Here is a 15,556-nt window from a genome sequence, read left to right as displayed (position 1 = left end):
CCATCCTTCTCTCGAACGGATAATACCTTACGGCGAAATGATACTGGATAGGTCATTCACAAATTATAATCAATTTATATGTGATTGGCTATATTTAGAAAAGGTCTTTTGAGCGAAAATGAGTTTGAAGGCAGGTTGCATGCACTTGAGGCATTGAGAGATGGTCAGCTCAAGCCAGAAATTTAGAAGGCTCGCTAACAAGGCGCTCGTTCGGACGCAAACTACGCTGCGCTTCGTTTGCGCCGCACAGCTTGGTCGTTGGGGTCGTAGTAAAATTAAACATTAAGTTACTCAAACCCCCAATTCTAATTCTATGAAGCCATTTTGCGCTCGAGCACCACGAAATGGTATTCCAGTCTGCTCCCATCTTCCAACCTATGGATTTCACGTGACGATTCATACCATTCGTTACGATCGAATTCCGGAAAAAAGGCATCTCCTTCGAAATCTTGCTGGACCTCGGTAAGATAAAGGCGCTGGCAATGCGCCAGCGTCTGCTGGTAAAGATCTGCGCCGCCGATGATGAAGATTTCTCTATCCTGATAAGGCATGCATGCTGCTAATGCTTCTTCAATCGAGCAGGTTACTATCGCGTTCGGAATCAAAAATTCTGGCTGTCTGCTGATGATGATATTGATACGCCCTGGTAACGGCCTGCCGATCGATTCATAGGTTTTCCGTCCCATGATGATGATCTGCCCCATAGTAAGCGCTTTGAAGCGCTTGAGATCAGCTGAGAGATGCCAGGGAAGCGCATTATTTCGACCGATTACACGGTTAGTGGCCATGGCAGCCAGAATGGATAAACGGCGTGATGTCATACTGCCACCGGGGCTTTAATAGCTGGATGGGGATCGTAATTATCCAGCGTAAAATCTTCATAATTAAAATCAAAAATATCTCTGACCAATGGATTGATCCTCATGGTTGGCAGCTTTCTTGGTTCACGCCCTAATTGCTCCCGAGCCTGCTCAAGATGATTCAGGTAAAGGTGCGCATCGCCAAACGAATGCACAAAATCACCTGGCTTTAAATCACAGACTTGCGCAATCATCAAGGTCAGCAACGCATAAGAAGCAATATTAAAAGGCACACCGAGAAAAATATCCGCGCTGCGCTGATAAAGCTGGCAGGAAAGCTTATCATTTGCGACATAAAACTGAAACAACACATGGCAGGGTGCCAGCTTCATTTTATCAAGATCATTCACATTCCAGGCAGAGACAATCATCCGCCTTGAATCAGGGGTTTTCCTGATTTGCTCGATAACCTGTGAGATTTGATCAATTGACTCCTCCCCCGGGCTTGACCAGGAGCGCCATTGATGGCCATAGATGGGACCTAGATCACCGTTTGCATCAGCCCATTCATCCCAAATGGAGACACCATTTTCCCTGAGATAGGTAATGTTGGTATCACCACGCAGAAACCATAGCAATTCGTGGATAATCGATTTTAAATGACACTTCTTGGTCGTGACCAGCGGAAAACCCCGTGCCAGATCAAAGCGCATCTGATAGCCAAAAATAGACAGCGTGCCGGTACCGGTACGATCAGACTTCTGATGGCCGTACTCGAGCACATGCCGCACAAGTTCAAGATATTGATGCATGAAAAATTAACAAATGAAGCGGTAATAAAAAACCATGCTAAATATCGTTAGGATAGCAGATATAATATACGGCTAACTATATTGTCAGGAATTCTGATGCTTGCAACACTTTTACAAAATAACTTACCGATTGATGAATCTGTTAAAGCCACGCACATTCTAGTTCTTCTTCCCAAGCTAGAAAAACTACCTAGCAAAATGAGTCTGCCTGGCGAATATGCGCTCAAAGCATTACTGCTTCGACGCGAGATGCAATTATGTGAGATTAATGAAATACCCGTCTGTGCCAATTTGCAAAATGGTACGCTCTGTACCTGGGTGATGGTGGATTTTAATAAATCTATCTTTGAGCAACACACCATAGTTCGCAAGGCTTTGCAATTGCTATTGGAAGAAGGACCTACCCAGATTCACCTATCGGTTCATGGCAGTGCGCATCAAAAGCAGCTCTTGGCAAAATTAGCAGTCTATGTCACTTGGATCAATGGTGCAGTTTTACCCGTGCGTAAACTTAGGCCTGAGAGAAAACCTCTCGAGTCGATCGTTTTGTGTGGATACGAAGACCCTGACCATTTCTTACTGTTACGCGCTCAGGCGGAAGGAAACTTGCTCGCGCGCGGACTGACTGGGCTGCCGCCTAATGAACTAACACCTAAAACTTATCGCGAGCAAATTGAAAAGCTCGCGAATAATGAAAATTGGAAATATGAAGAATATGACTTAGCGACACTTCGCAAACTGGGTGCAGGCGCATTTGTTGCGGTAGCTCAGGGAAGTGATACCGAAGATGCTGCCATCGTACATTTACAGCGAAGCAATGGAAAAAAAACGAATAAAACCATTGCGCTAGTCGGGAAAGGCATTTGCTTCGATACCGGTGGCCACAATTTAAAACCTGCGCGTTTCATGCATGGTATGCACGAGGACATGAATGGCTCAGCGGTTGCATTAGGTGTGTTATTGGCGGCAACTCGAGCCGATTTACCCATTAACATCGATTGCTGGTTGGCTATTGCACAAAATCATATTAGCCCGCGTGCTTACAAGCAAAACGATGTCATTACGGCATTAAATGGTACCACGATAGAAATCATCCATACTGATGCAGAGGGTCGCCTGGTACTTGCTGACACGCTGACCTTGGCAGAAAAACAAGAACCTGATTTGATTATTGATTTTGCAACGTTAACAGGCAGTCTTTATACCGCGCTGGGATCACGTTATAGTGGTATCTTCAGTAATCGCGAGCATCTTATCCAGAAGGCGCTGGCTGTTGGAAAATCAAGTGGTGAGCGTATTTGTGCTTTTCCTATGGATACTGATTACGAAGCTGATCTTGAAAGCAAAATTGCTGATATCAAACAATGCACGCTGGAGAGCGATTTTGATCATATCCTGGCAGCCCGCTTCCTCAGTCGATTCGTCAACGAGGTGCCCTGGCTACATATGGATCTCTCTGCATGCAATCATAAAGGTGGCCTCGGTGCCGTTGGAACCGACATCACAGGTTTTGGCGTTGCCTGGTCAATAGCCTTTCTGCAAAAATTTCTTACAAGCTGATTGGAGTTAACTTTACTCATAAGAATTTTCAGTTAAATAAATTTTATTTAAGTTAATCAGTCTGAGAGTAAGTTCCTGACCAATGGAAAGGCGCTCAGTATTGCCATTCCATGATTTGATTTCTTTTATACCGATGCCATAGCGCCTGGCAATATCGTATAACGTATCGCCTTTCCTGACTACATAGGTAATCTGATTATCCAATAACGAGGAAGCATTACGCTTATCATTTTCGCTATTTTGTGCCAGATAATCATCTCCTCTGCTTTTCTTCTTATCGCGAGGAACTAATAAAATTTGCCCCTTTCTCACAGTACCATTTTCGGCAATACCATTGATCTCTGCAAGTTCGGTTACAGTGACCCCGTATTTTCTTGACAAATCTTCAACAGTTTTGGCTTTTTTTATCCGATAAACTCGCCAAGAAACAAGTGACTTATCGTAATTTTCGAGATTAGTTACGAAGGTTTTTACTTTATTAACCGGCAACAAAAGAGCACGGGGTGAATCATCAATTCTGATGATAGGTCTACGATGGGCTGGATTAAGTGCGGTGAATTCATTTTCTGGCACATCGGCAAGTTCAGCTGCCAGCTTCACATCAATATGTTCATTAATTTCAACTTGCTCAAAATAAGGTCGATTAGGAAGCGGTTTAAGTTCGACACCAAAATTTTCTGGATTAGCAATAATGTTTCTTACCGCGATAATTTTGGCAACCTGATCTTTGGTTTGAGAGGGTAACTCTAGTTTACGGAAATTAACCCGTCCATTTCCTTTATGATTTTCATCTATGGATCTTTTTAGCGCGCCTTCCCCACAATTGTATGCGGCCAGCGTCAGCCTCCAATCACCAAACATTTTATAAAGCTTCTGCAGATAGTCCAAGGCAGCTCGTGTAGCAGCAACGACATCGCGCCGCTCATCATGCCACCAGTTCTGTTCAAGACCGAATGCCTTACCTGTAGAAGGAATAAGCTGCCAAAGACCTGAAGCATGGTGGCTAGAATAAGCCAGCGGATTAAAGGCGCTTTCCACAATAGGAATAAGTGCAATCTCAGTTGGCATACCACGTCGCTCCACTTCTTCCACAATATGAAACAAATAGCGCCTGCTTTGCTCCACGATATGATCAATATCTTTTTGATGACGGGTAAAATGATTCTCGTTATGGCGTACTTCCTGGCTTCGCATATCAGCGAGGGTAAACCCCCTACGTATACGTACCCATAAATCATCTAAATGCTTATGTGAACGGGCAGAAACTTGCTTTATTTCAGAGGTGGAAGTATTTTGATTATTTGCTAAAGTTTGCTGTGCTTCTGCCGCAATGGATAAGGAAGCCAGTATTATATTGGTCGTGAGTATAAATATGAGGTTTGATAAGATTCTTTTTCTTAGCATGAGTAATTGCATCCTTAATTTTCAAAACGATCAATATCTCTGAAAATTCAGATTGATCATGCCTGCATGATACGGAGCCTTATTTCCTGAGATTACTGTCGAATAACTCAGTTAGCTGTATCTTGCAGACAAGTGCTACATCATTGCTTTCGCGCTTACTCCTAGATTGTTAATGAACCCCTAATTTATAGGGCCTTAAATTTCAAAAGAACTATCCAGCAAATAAAAGTAAATTTGCTGCCAATGCTAATCCCAGCTCAATACGCCACCCGTCTGATATTCAATGACGCGTGTCTCAAAAAAGTTCTTTTCTTTCTTTAGATCAATCATTTCCGACATCCAGGGAAATGGGTTACTTGCATCTGAGAAAAGAATATCAAGGCCAATTTGTTGGCATCGACGGTTTGCAATAAAACGCAAATATTCTTTGAACATTGATGCATTGAATCCCAATACACCACGGGGCATCGTATCTTCTGCATAGCGGTATTCAAGCTCTACTGCTTTCTGCATCAAAGTGCTAATTTCCTCGCGGAATGCTTTAGTCCAGAGATGGGGGTTTTCCAGCTTGATCTGATTGATGACATCAATGCCAAAATTGCAATGCATGGATTCATCACGCAAAATATACTGATATTGTTCAGCAGCACCCGTCATTTTATTCTGCCTACCCAGTGCCAGAATTTGCGTGAATCCTACATAGAAAAACAGCCCTTCCATGATGCAGGCAAATACAATCAAGCTTTTCAGCAACTGCTGATCAGTTTCTAATGTGCCTGTTTTAAATTTTGGATCGGTCAATGTATCGATGAAAGGAATCAAAAATTCATCCTTATCGCGAATCGATTCAATTTCATGATACGCATTAAAGATTTCACCTTCATCCAGTCCGAGTGATTCAACAATATATTGATAAGCATGGGTATGAATGGCTTCCTCGAAAGCCTGGCGCAAAAGATATTGACGACACTCAGGGTTAGTGATATGACGATAAGTGCCCAGCACAATATTATTTGCTGCCAATGAGTCGGCTGTTACAAAAAAACCAAGATTGCGCTTGACCAGACGGCGCTCATCTTCAGTCAATCCATTAGGATCTTTCCAGAGCGCGATATCACGACTCATATTGATTTCCTGCGGCATCCAGTGATTAGCGCAAGCCGCCAAATATTTTTCCCATGCCCATTTATACTTGAACGGAACCAGTTGATTCACATCTGACTTGCAATTAATAATGCGCTTATCTTCTACGGAGACGCGACGATGGTTATCTTTTATCGAATTTTCATTCGATGGATCAATGTGGCGTTCTGTCGCTGTATTGCTTGCAGCAGGGGAATACAAAACTGAATCGGATATTCCGCTTAACAGGCCTTTTTTGGGGAGGCTTTCAGGTTGCAGTGGTTCATCATCAAATGTCAACATTTTCTTTCCTCCTTACCTTTATATAGTTGTACTGCTACATTCATTATCATTGACACGATTCACATCCAGGATCATCAATTGCACAATATTTGATTTCCGTCGTTATCTGCTGAGCGCTTGCTGCAACTACGCCGCCACTGGCTGGTACGGCATTAAGTACACCGGTGTGTACTGTAGATTTTTCTGCTGTCGTTGCGCCTAATGAACGCAAATAGTAGGTTGTCTTGAGTCCTCGTAACCAGGCAAGCTTATAAACCTCATCGAGCTTCTTGCCAGAGACGCCCCCCATATAGATATTGAGGGATTGCGCTTGATCGATCCATTTCTGCCGTCTGGCAGCCGCCTCAACCAACCAGCGAGGATCCATTTCGAAAGCAGTAGCATACATGTTGCGGATATTTGCAGGTATTCTGTCTATTCTGCCAATAGCGCCATCGTAATACTTGAGATCAGCAATCATCACTTCATCCCAAAGATCACTTTTCTTCAGATCATTGACCAGCCATTTATTGGCGATCGTAAACTCTCCAGACAAATTGGATTTAACGTATAGATTCTGATATGTAGGCTCGATGCTCGCTGAAATACCAACGATATTGGAAATCGTCGCAGTAGGTGCAATCGCCAGGCAATTTGAATTTCTCATGCCATGCTTCTTGATGCGTGCACGAAGCTTATCCCACTGCAGAGTGGCTGAAGTATCTACCTCAACATAATCACCACGTTCTTCGCGCAATAGCTCAAGGGAATCCTGAGGTAAAATCCCACGATCCCACAAACTGCCACGATAGGAAGCGTAACAGCCGCGCTCTTCTGCTAATTCGGTGGAGGACCAATAAGCATAATAGGCGATGGCCTCCGTTGATCGGTCTGCAAACTCTACCGCTTCTTCAGAAGAATAAGGAATGCCAAGCTTATGCAGACAATCCTGAAATCCCATGATACCAAGTCCAACCGGTCGATGCCTCAGATTGGCATTACGTGCTTTTGCAACTGCATAGAAATTGATATCGATCACATTATCAAGCATACGCATCGCTGTGTTAATGGTACGCTTGAGTTTATCCATATCGAGCTTGCCATCGTTGATGTGCGCCAGTAAATTGATCGATCCCAGATTGCAGACAGCAATTTCCTGCTCGTTGGTATTCAACGTGATTTCAGTACAAAGGTTGGAACTATGCACCACACCGACATGATTTTGAGGGGAGCGTATATTGCATGGATCCTTAAAGGTAATCCACGGATGCCCTGTCTCGAACAGCATAGTCAGCATTTTCCGCCATAATTGCTGGGCAGGGATCTTCCTATGCAAGGCAATTTCACCCTCCATCGCTTTCTTTTCGTAAGCAAGATAAGCCTGCTCAAATACTTTGCCATACTTGTCATGGAGATCTGGCACATCCGAAGGGGAAAACAGTGTCCAGTCACTCCCTTCCATCACCCTTTTCATGAACAAATCGGGCACCCAGATCGCGGTATTCATATCATGCGTACGACGGCGATCATCACCGGTGTTCTTACGAAGCTCCAAAAACTCCTCGACATCAAGGTGCCAGCATTCCAGATAGGCGCATACCGCCCCCTTACGTTTGCCGCCTTGATTGACTGCCACAGCAGTATCAGAGACTACTTTGAGAAAAGGAACTACACCTTGTGATTTGCCATTGGTTCCCTTGATGCGCGCCCCCATCGCCCGCACCGGAGTCCAGTCGTTACCCAGTCCACCTGCAAACTTTGAAAGCAGGGCGTTTTCCTTAATGGCTTCATAAATGCTATCCAGACTATCTGGTACGGTAGTCAGGTAACACGAAGAGAGCTGCGGACGACACGTACCCGAATTGAACAACGTCGGCGTCGAGCTCATGAAATCAAATTTTGATAGCACATGATAGAACTCGATGGCACGCACCTCACGATCAATCTCATTAAGTGCAAGCCCCATGGCTACCCGCATGAAAAAAGCCTGCGGCAGCTCGATCCGCTTTTCATTGACATGCAAAAAATAGCGATCATACAGCGTCTGCAAACCCAGATAGCCAAACTGCAAATCACGATCTGCATCCAGCACTTCTGCCAAACGTGCCAAATCGAATTGTGCCAGTCGCTCATCCAGCAATCCTGCCTCGATACCTCGTTTGATAAAGCCTGGAAAATATTCGGCGTAACGAGTTTTCATCTCGTTTTGTGCGACATCCTCTCCTAGCACCTCAAAGCGGATCGTGTGTAATAGCAACCTCGCCGTAACGTAACTATAAGCGGGATCTTTTTCTATCAAGGAACGTGCCGACAAAATGAGCGACTTTCTGACTTCTTCTGCTGGCACGCCATCATATAAATCCCTTAGCGTTGATTTAAGGATCAATGTGCTATCTACTGCCTCACCGAGATCCGCACAAGTTGCTTCTACCAGCGCTGTCAGTCGCGCAATATCGAGAGGAATCCTGCGACCATTTTCCAATACATGCAAAACTGGAGCCTGTTTCTCCGCAGCCAGCTTTTCTTGCTGTTTTGCTCGTTCACGCGCGCGCTCCTCACGATACAGCACATAAGAACGCGCCACATCATGTTCGCCCGAACGCATCAGCGCCAGTTCAACTTGATCTTGAATATCCTCAATATGAAACGTGCCCCCTTCAGGCTGGCGTCGTGTCAGTGCACCCACTACATCCTGAGTCAACCGTGCCACCACTTCACGCACCCGCGCAGACGCAGCCCCCTGCCCGCCTTCCACCGCGATAAAAGCTTTGGTCATGGCAACAGAAATCTTGCTGGGCTCAAAAGCAACCACCGCACCATTACGGCGAATCACTTTGTATTGTGCGTATTGCAGCAAACCCATCGCTGAGGGAATCTCAGAAAAATCCTTTTGCAGCGCTGGGCTTAAATTTTCACTGTCGGCTGTAAGCACTGGTCACTCTTTTATTTTTTGTTGTTAGTTAAGGATAAGGGCAATAAGGGCAGCTTCGTTGCCCTACTATACTACCTGTTGTAGCAAGCGGTAGATTATGGCTGACCTATTGTACCAGGTCAATAAATTTATAAATTATTTGAGAAAATGGAACATTCTGATCAATTAACAGATTGATAAAAAATAAAAAATAAAAAGTTTGAAATAGAGATAAAACCGAAACAAAAAAATAGCACTCTATTACCAAAGTAGGTTATTACAAATTATCTTTTAACCTGAAAACCGCTTTTAGGTTTAAGTCAAAAATAGGTGTTTTAACCACAAACACGCCTACTTTTTCCTAAGTTTCAAGACAGATAATGTTGTGAGAAACTACGATCGATTAATCTCCCTCATTATTAACAGGCGTATTTCTATGCATCAGAATCAATGGCACCTGCTTACCATCAGACGCTTTCTGCCCCTTTTTCTCACCCAGTTTCTGGGCGCATTGAATGAGAATGTTTGCAAAAATGCGCTAATCATCCTGATTACTTATACAACGATGGATAATGCTGGCTTTAGCCCACACATGGTAGCTCTTGCAGCCGGCATCTTTATCCTGCCTTTTTTTCTTTTTTCTGCTACTGCCGGTCAGCTTGCAGACAAGTGGGACAAAGCAAAGCTGATCAGAATCATCAAACTCATAGAAATCCTGCTAATGAGTAGTGCAGCAGCCGGCTTCTTTCTAGGAAATGTAGTTTTTATGCTGGGCATCCTTTTTTTAACGGGAGCCCAGTCAGCATTTTTTGGACCACTCAAATATGGCATTCTGCCCGATCACCTCAAAGATAATGAATTGATTGGCGGTAATGCTCTCATTGAAGCAGGCACATTTTTATCTTTATTACTTGGCACAACACTAGGGAGTCTGCTCATTCTGGCTGAGAATGGCATTACCATCATGGCAGCATTGATCATCATCACTGCGCTCGCTGGTTGGTTATTCAGCCTATTTATTCCCTCAACCCTTCCAGCATCACCCCAAATTAAAGTTGGTTACAACTTATTGTATGAGACTCGCGCCCTCCTTCAACATATAGGTCAGAACACGGTTGTATTCCGCTCCATACTGGGTATCTCATGGTTCTGGCTGTTTGGGACAGCCTTTTTATCTCAGTTTCCCCTTTTTGCGAAAGAGACTATGGGTGGCAATGAACAAGTTACCGCCTTGTTGCTGATATTTTTTTCCATTGGCATCGGCCTCGGCTCATTGCTTTGCAATAAGTTGCTAAAAAGTGAAATTGCGGCGCTCTATACTCCACTGGCTATTCTGGGCATGACCATCTTTACAGTAGACCTGTTTTTTGCCAGCAAAAGCATCCTGCCAGCAGCAGAAGGTGAACTGATCGGCGCAATCGCCTTTCTGGCTTCATTTGCACATTGGCGTATTTTGCTGGATCTGCTGGCTATTGCCATTTGTGGTGGCATCTATGTTGTTCCACTTTATGCTCTTGTTCAGCGCTGCTCAGAAGCGTCTCATCGCTCACGTATCATTGCTGGTAATAACATCATGAATGCATTATTCATAGTGGCATCAGCCATGGCTCTCAGTTTGATGCAGGCTAGCGATTTCACTGTAACAGAAGTTTTTCTTACCATCGCGATTCTGAGTGGTCTTATCATGACGATCTACCTTTCCAGTCTATTGCCGCAAACTTTGATCAGATCCATTCTGCAGTGGGTTTTTCATACTTGCTACCACCTGGAAGTCAAAGGGCTGGAAAACTACCCAAAAGCGGAAAAAAAAACGATTATCATTGCCAATCATCTCTCTTTCCTGGATGCTCTTCTGCTAAGCATTAGCCTCCCCGAGCAACTGTGTTTTGCCATCAATACGCACATAGTACGGCGTTGGTGGATCAGGCCATTTTTATTTCTGGCTGACACTATCACAATTGATCCTGCTAATCCGAACTCTACTCAGTTATTGATTGATAAAGTAAGAAGTGGTCAGAAAGTTGTCATTTTTCCTGAAGGCAGACTAACACTAACCGGATTACTCATGAAAGTATGTGAAGACCTCGTCATCATTGCCGACAAATCAGGTGCACTGCTTCTCCCGATCAGTATTTCAGGTGCGCAATACACTCCGTTCTCCCGACTGAAAGGCAAAATCCGGATTCGGTGGTTTCCCAAAATCACTCTTACCTGCATGCCGCCTGAATCATTTGATCTTCCATCGCAAATCCAGGGAAAGCAACGAAAACGTCTTGCTGCGATCAAGCTCTACGACATCATGACAAGTATGATGCTTCAAAGCAATGAGCTCAAGCAAACCTTATTTCAGTCCCTATTGGATGCAACCGCCACCCATGGCAAAAAACATATCATTGCTGAAGATACTGAACGCAGACCAATAAGTTACGCTCAATTGATCACCGGCAGTTTTATTCTGGGAAACGATCTGCGCAAGCTTACCCGAGCAGGAGAAAATGTAGGGATGTTATTGCCTAATATGACCAGCACACTGATCAGTTTTTTTGCCTTACAAGCTTTTGGTCGCATCCCCGCCATGTTAAATTTCTCCGTCAGCAAAAAGAATCTGATGGAGGCGTGTCAGCTAGCACAAATCAAATCAGTCCTCACTTCCAGGCAGTTCATCGAAGTTGGAAAACTCACCGAAATAATCGATGGATTACAAGCGCAACATATCGCAATACTTTATTTGGAAGATATCCGCAAACGCCTTCACTGGTGGAACAAGTTGACGGGATTATTAGCCGGGAGGATTCCGCGGCTTTCTTATCACTTTACTAACCCTTCACACGATGCCGCTGCGCCTGCGGTAGTACTATTTACTTCTGGCTCTGAAGGCGCGCCTAAAGGCGTAGTGCTCAGTCACATCAATTTACAAGCTAACCGCTTTCAGGTGTCATCCGTTATTGATTTTGCCCCAACGGATAGTGTATTCAGTGCTTTGCCGATTTTTCATTCCTTTGGTCTGACAGGCGGTGTGCTGTTACCTGTTTTATCCGGAATAAAAACATTTTTTTATCCCTCGCCGCTGCATTATCGAGCTATTCCTGAATTGGTGTACGATACCAATGCCACTCTTCTATTTGGTACTGATACCTTCCTGGCTGGTTATGCACATTATGCTAATCCTTATGATTTTTGCAGTCTCCGATATGTATTCGCAGGTGCAGAAAAATTAAGGAAAAGCACGCGCAGTACATGGTTAGAAAATTTTGGTATCCGCATTCTCGAAGGGTATGGTGCAACCGAAACGGCGCCCATCTTGAGTATCAATACTCCTATGCACCATCGGCCAGGATCGGTAGGCCGGTTGATGCCGGGCGTTAGCTATCAATTGGAAAAAATTCCTGGTATTGAAAATGGCGGTAAATTACTGATTTCCGGTCCTAATGTCATGAAAGGCTATTACCTGATCGATTCACCTGGGCAGGTTATGCCACCAGTTAACGGCTGGTATGACACAGGTGACATCGTCGAAATGGATGAGGAAGGCTATCTCTTTATTAAAGGTCGTGCCAAGCGCTTTGCCAAAATCGGCGGTGAAATGGTTTCCTTGACTGCGGTAGAAGAATACGTCCATAAACTATGGCCTGCTTATACCCATGCCGTTGTGCAGATTCCAGATGCCAAAAAAGGTGAGCAGTTGGTCCTCATTACCACCAATCCCTCTGCCAACCGAAACGAACTGATTGACTATGTCCAAAAACAAGGCATTGGAGAATTGAATATTCCCAAAACTATTTTAACTGTTGATGAAATACCTTTCCTAGGCACCGGAAAAACAGATTATGTCACACTGCGTGACTGGACTCTGAAACAAACGACTGGCCTTTGATTCATACATTCCGATCTTTCTAATACAAATGAATCTCATCGACCATATTTTTTTCTGTTGCGGCGTCGCCGGCTATGTGCTCGCCTGGCTTCTTCTTCAGTCAGTGGTGCAGGTTTTTTATTAGCGTAAGGATTGTAGCCCGTCCTAAATTCTATTCGTAACGGCGTACCTTCCAGCCGGAAAGTTGCACGAAATGTATTTTCCAGATAACGGCGATAAGTTTCTGGCACATGATCCAGCATGCTGCCATGAACAATGATCAAGGGAGGATTGGATCCTCCTTGATGAGCATAGCGCAATTTGGGACGAGACATCCCTCCCCGAGGAGGCGATTGTTTTGCCACAGCCACCAGTAAAGCGCGTGTCAGTTTAGGTGTTGGCAGATCAGCCATTGCGGCGGCATAAGCGGCATCAATCGATGGAAACAGTCCTCTTATGCCACTTCCATGTAACGCAGAGATATAGTGATATTTAGCATAATCAAGAAACGCAAACCTTCGTGCAATCTCTTGCTTGACAGCATCTCGTTGATACTCATCCAGACCATCCCACTTGTTAATAGCGATGACCAATGCTCTTCCCGTTTCCAGGATAAATCCAGCAATATGCGCATCCTGATCAGAAATATCATTTCTTGCATCAAGAACCAGAACCACCACATTTGCATCCTCAATTGCTTGCAGCGTTTTGATGACTGAAAATTTCTCTATCGTCTCGAATACCTTGCCACGACGACGCAAGCCTGCTGTATCGATTAAAGTGTAATGGTGCTGATGGTACTCAAAATCAATATAAATACTGTCCCGGGTCGTACCCGGTTGATCAAAGGCAATGACACGTTCTTCACCCAGCAGCGTATTGATCAGTGTTGACTTGCCTACATTGGGTCGTCCGACAATAGCAATTTTGGGATATTTTTCCGTTCTCTCCTCAATTTCTTCTTGCTGAGGAAAAAAGCCAGCTAAAGCCAGCTCAATGAGCTCGCCCACATGATCGCCATGAATAGCTGAAATCGCACAGGGTTCTCCCAAACCCAGCTCATAAAATTCCGAAGTGACGATGGCTGTTCGCATGCCCTCAGTTTTATTTACGACTAGCAGAATTTTGCGGCCAGTTTGCCGCAGATGTTCAGCAATAATTTTGTCATGTGGCATCAATCCTTGCCGCCCATCAGCCACAAATAAAACAACATCCGCCTCATCCACTGCCTGGAGTGTCTGCCTGGCCATCGCATGCAAAACACCCGACTTCACAACAGGTTCAAAACCACCCGTATCCACGACAATATAAGGTTTATCGCCTATCTTGCCGTGACCATAATGTCGATCACGCGTCAATCCTGGAATATCTGCCACGATGGCATCACGGCTCCGTGTGAGACGATTAAAGAGTGTTGATTTACCGACATTGGGACGCCCAACCAGCACAAGCGTAGGTTTCATGATTGCAGGAAATGATAATGACTGAAAAGATGCATGCTTTCTCCCACAATGGGTAAAAGCATTTTGAAATTTATTGTGAAAAGTATAAAAAATGTATTATGAACAACCGTTACTGCACAGCAAAAGCATAAATCCCGCCGTTTGAAGTTTGCACGACAAAACCATCAGGAATATATTCCGGACGGTTCAAAATCGCGCCGCCATCCGTGGAAGCTCGTGCAGCCAAGCTACCGTCATGCCGCCTAAGTAAAGAGACATTACCTTCAGCATCACCTACTGCTAAGAGCGCACCACGAACAAGCAAGGGTGCAGATAATTTACGGCTACCCAGTTTAGCCTGCTTCCACATCATGGCTCCACTTCTTTTATCATAAGCCACGACCGCACCACTATCTTCACTGACATAGACATTATTGTTATCCATGGCAAGGCCAGCATTGCTAGAAGCGTCTCTCGCCCAAATCTGATTACCATCGTTGATTTCAAAGCAACCGATACGACCATGATAGGCCACAGCACAAACTTGTTGATCATCAATAACAGGTAGACCAGCGATATCCGTCATACGTTCCAGCTCTGTTACCCCTCGTGGTTGCGAAACAGTCGCCTCCCAGCCTACATTACCATTCGACAAACTCATTGCCACTAGTTTGCCGCCGGTTAATCCAGCAAATATAGCTCCGCGAGAAATTAATACACCGGCAAAATTTCTCATTGTCAACGCAGGAGTAGGTCCTTGATAAATCCATTTGCGACTACCATCAATAGCATCTAATCCAAAAATCCTACCATCTGCGCTTCGTACAATGACCATACCGCTATCGATCTGTGGTTGACTTAATACTTCACTGGTCACACGCGTTTTCCAGCGCTCATGACCTATTTCGTCAAACGCAAGCACCTCGCCATTAAACGTTCCAACCAGAATTGTTCCCTGACCAGCACCCACTCCCCCTGACAATTTATGCTCAGTCTCTATCTGCAAAGTCTCTTTTCCATTAGCAGGATCAAGGCGAACCAGGGATCCTTTTGCATCAGCGGCATAGACTGCACCATTCTCATAAATGGGAGAAAATACCGCTATCTTGCTCTTATTCAGACTGTGCTTCCATAATAGCGGTATCTCAGGCACTGCTTTTAATGCTGCAATTTCTTCCTTATCGACTTCGTTTTCATCTTTATTACTCAGCAGATCAACCAAATTACTGATACCCAGATCACCAATATTACCGATACCCAAATCACCCATACTTGCGCATCCAGTCAGTAAGACCAATACCGCAAATAATACGAAGCGTCGTAAAAAAGAAGTGCCTGCTCTAAGCAACAAAAGATACTCCACACGCAAA

Annotated in this window: 9 protein-coding genes; 2 read left to right on the top strand and 7 right to left on the bottom strand. The window is 44.5% G+C overall.

Annotated features, from left to right (window positions below; genetic code table 11):
- Nucleotides 1-311: 311 nt before the first annotated feature.
- Nucleotides 312-821, bottom strand: a complete 510-nt coding sequence (locus tag BLV54_RS07970) for a dihydrofolate reductase (RefSeq protein WP_090570273.1) — start codon at nt 819-821, stop codon at nt 312-314.
- Entirely contained in the window at nt 818-1,612 is a 795-nt protein-coding gene (locus BLV54_RS07965) for a thymidylate synthase (RefSeq protein ID WP_090570271.1), read from the bottom strand. Before BLV54_RS07965 ends, BLV54_RS07970 begins: the two co-directional genes overlap by 4 nt.
- Before the next feature lie 96 nt (nt 1,613-1,708).
- Between BLV54_RS07965 and BLV54_RS07960 the strand changes: the two genes are divergently transcribed.
- Complete coding sequence (locus tag BLV54_RS07960) at nt 1,709-3,172, top strand: M17 family metallopeptidase (RefSeq protein ID WP_090570268.1); 1,464 nt, start codon at nt 1,709-1,711, stop codon at nt 3,170-3,172.
- Between the two features lie 12 nt (nt 3,173-3,184).
- Here the strand turns inward: BLV54_RS07960 and BLV54_RS07955 are convergent, their stop codons facing one another.
- The 3 genes from BLV54_RS07955 to BLV54_RS07945 all read right to left on the bottom strand — a co-directional run bounded on the left by BLV54_RS07955 (nt 3,185) and on the right by BLV54_RS07945 (nt 8,843).
- On the bottom strand, nt 3,185-4,576 hold the full coding sequence (locus BLV54_RS07955) for a transglycosylase SLT domain-containing protein (protein ID WP_090570294.1): 1,392 nt from the start codon (nt 4,574-4,576) through the stop codon (nt 3,185-3,187).
- A 246-nt stretch (nt 4,577-4,822) separates the two neighbouring features.
- Complete coding sequence (locus BLV54_RS07950) at nt 4,823-6,001, bottom strand: ribonucleotide-diphosphate reductase subunit beta (RefSeq protein ID WP_090570265.1); 1,179 nt, start codon at nt 5,999-6,001, stop codon at nt 4,823-4,825.
- 46 nt (nt 6,002-6,047) lie between these two features.
- Nucleotides 6,048-8,843 carry a ribonucleoside-diphosphate reductase subunit alpha gene (locus tag BLV54_RS07945; RefSeq protein ID WP_090570291.1) on the bottom strand — a complete coding sequence of 932 codons (2,796 nt, stop codon included), beginning with the start codon at nt 8,841-8,843 and terminating at the stop codon, nt 6,048-6,050.
- 484 nt (nt 8,844-9,327) lie between these two features.
- Here BLV54_RS07945 and BLV54_RS07940 point away from each other — a divergent pair, with 484 nt between their 5' ends.
- On the top strand, nt 9,328-12,765 hold the full coding sequence (locus BLV54_RS07940) for an acyl-[ACP]--phospholipid O-acyltransferase (protein WP_090570261.1): 3,438 nt from the start codon (nt 9,328-9,330) through the stop codon (nt 12,763-12,765).
- A gap of 35 nt (nt 12,766-12,800) precedes the next feature.
- Here the strand turns inward: BLV54_RS07940 and der are convergent, their stop codons facing one another.
- Together der and bamB are read right to left on the bottom strand one after the other, a co-directional pair.
- Complete coding sequence (der, locus tag BLV54_RS07935) at nt 12,801-14,207, bottom strand: ribosome biogenesis GTPase Der (RefSeq protein ID WP_090570258.1); 1,407 nt, start codon at nt 14,205-14,207, stop codon at nt 12,801-12,803.
- Between the two features lie 109 nt (nt 14,208-14,316).
- Nucleotides 14,317-15,537: an outer membrane protein assembly factor BamB gene (bamB, locus tag BLV54_RS07930; protein ID WP_256329272.1), complete on the bottom strand. Its 1,221-nt coding sequence runs from the start codon at nt 15,535-15,537 to the stop codon at nt 14,317-14,319.
- Between the last annotated feature and the right edge of the window lie 19 nt (nt 15,538-15,556).

The organism is Nitrosomonas sp. Nm33, from assembly GCF_900107265.1.
Taxonomy (GTDB): domain Bacteria; phylum Pseudomonadota; class Gammaproteobacteria; order Burkholderiales; family Nitrosomonadaceae; genus Nitrosomonas.
Note: the sequence above shows the minus strand (reverse complement) of the source record. Positions and strands in the feature narration are given on the sequence as shown.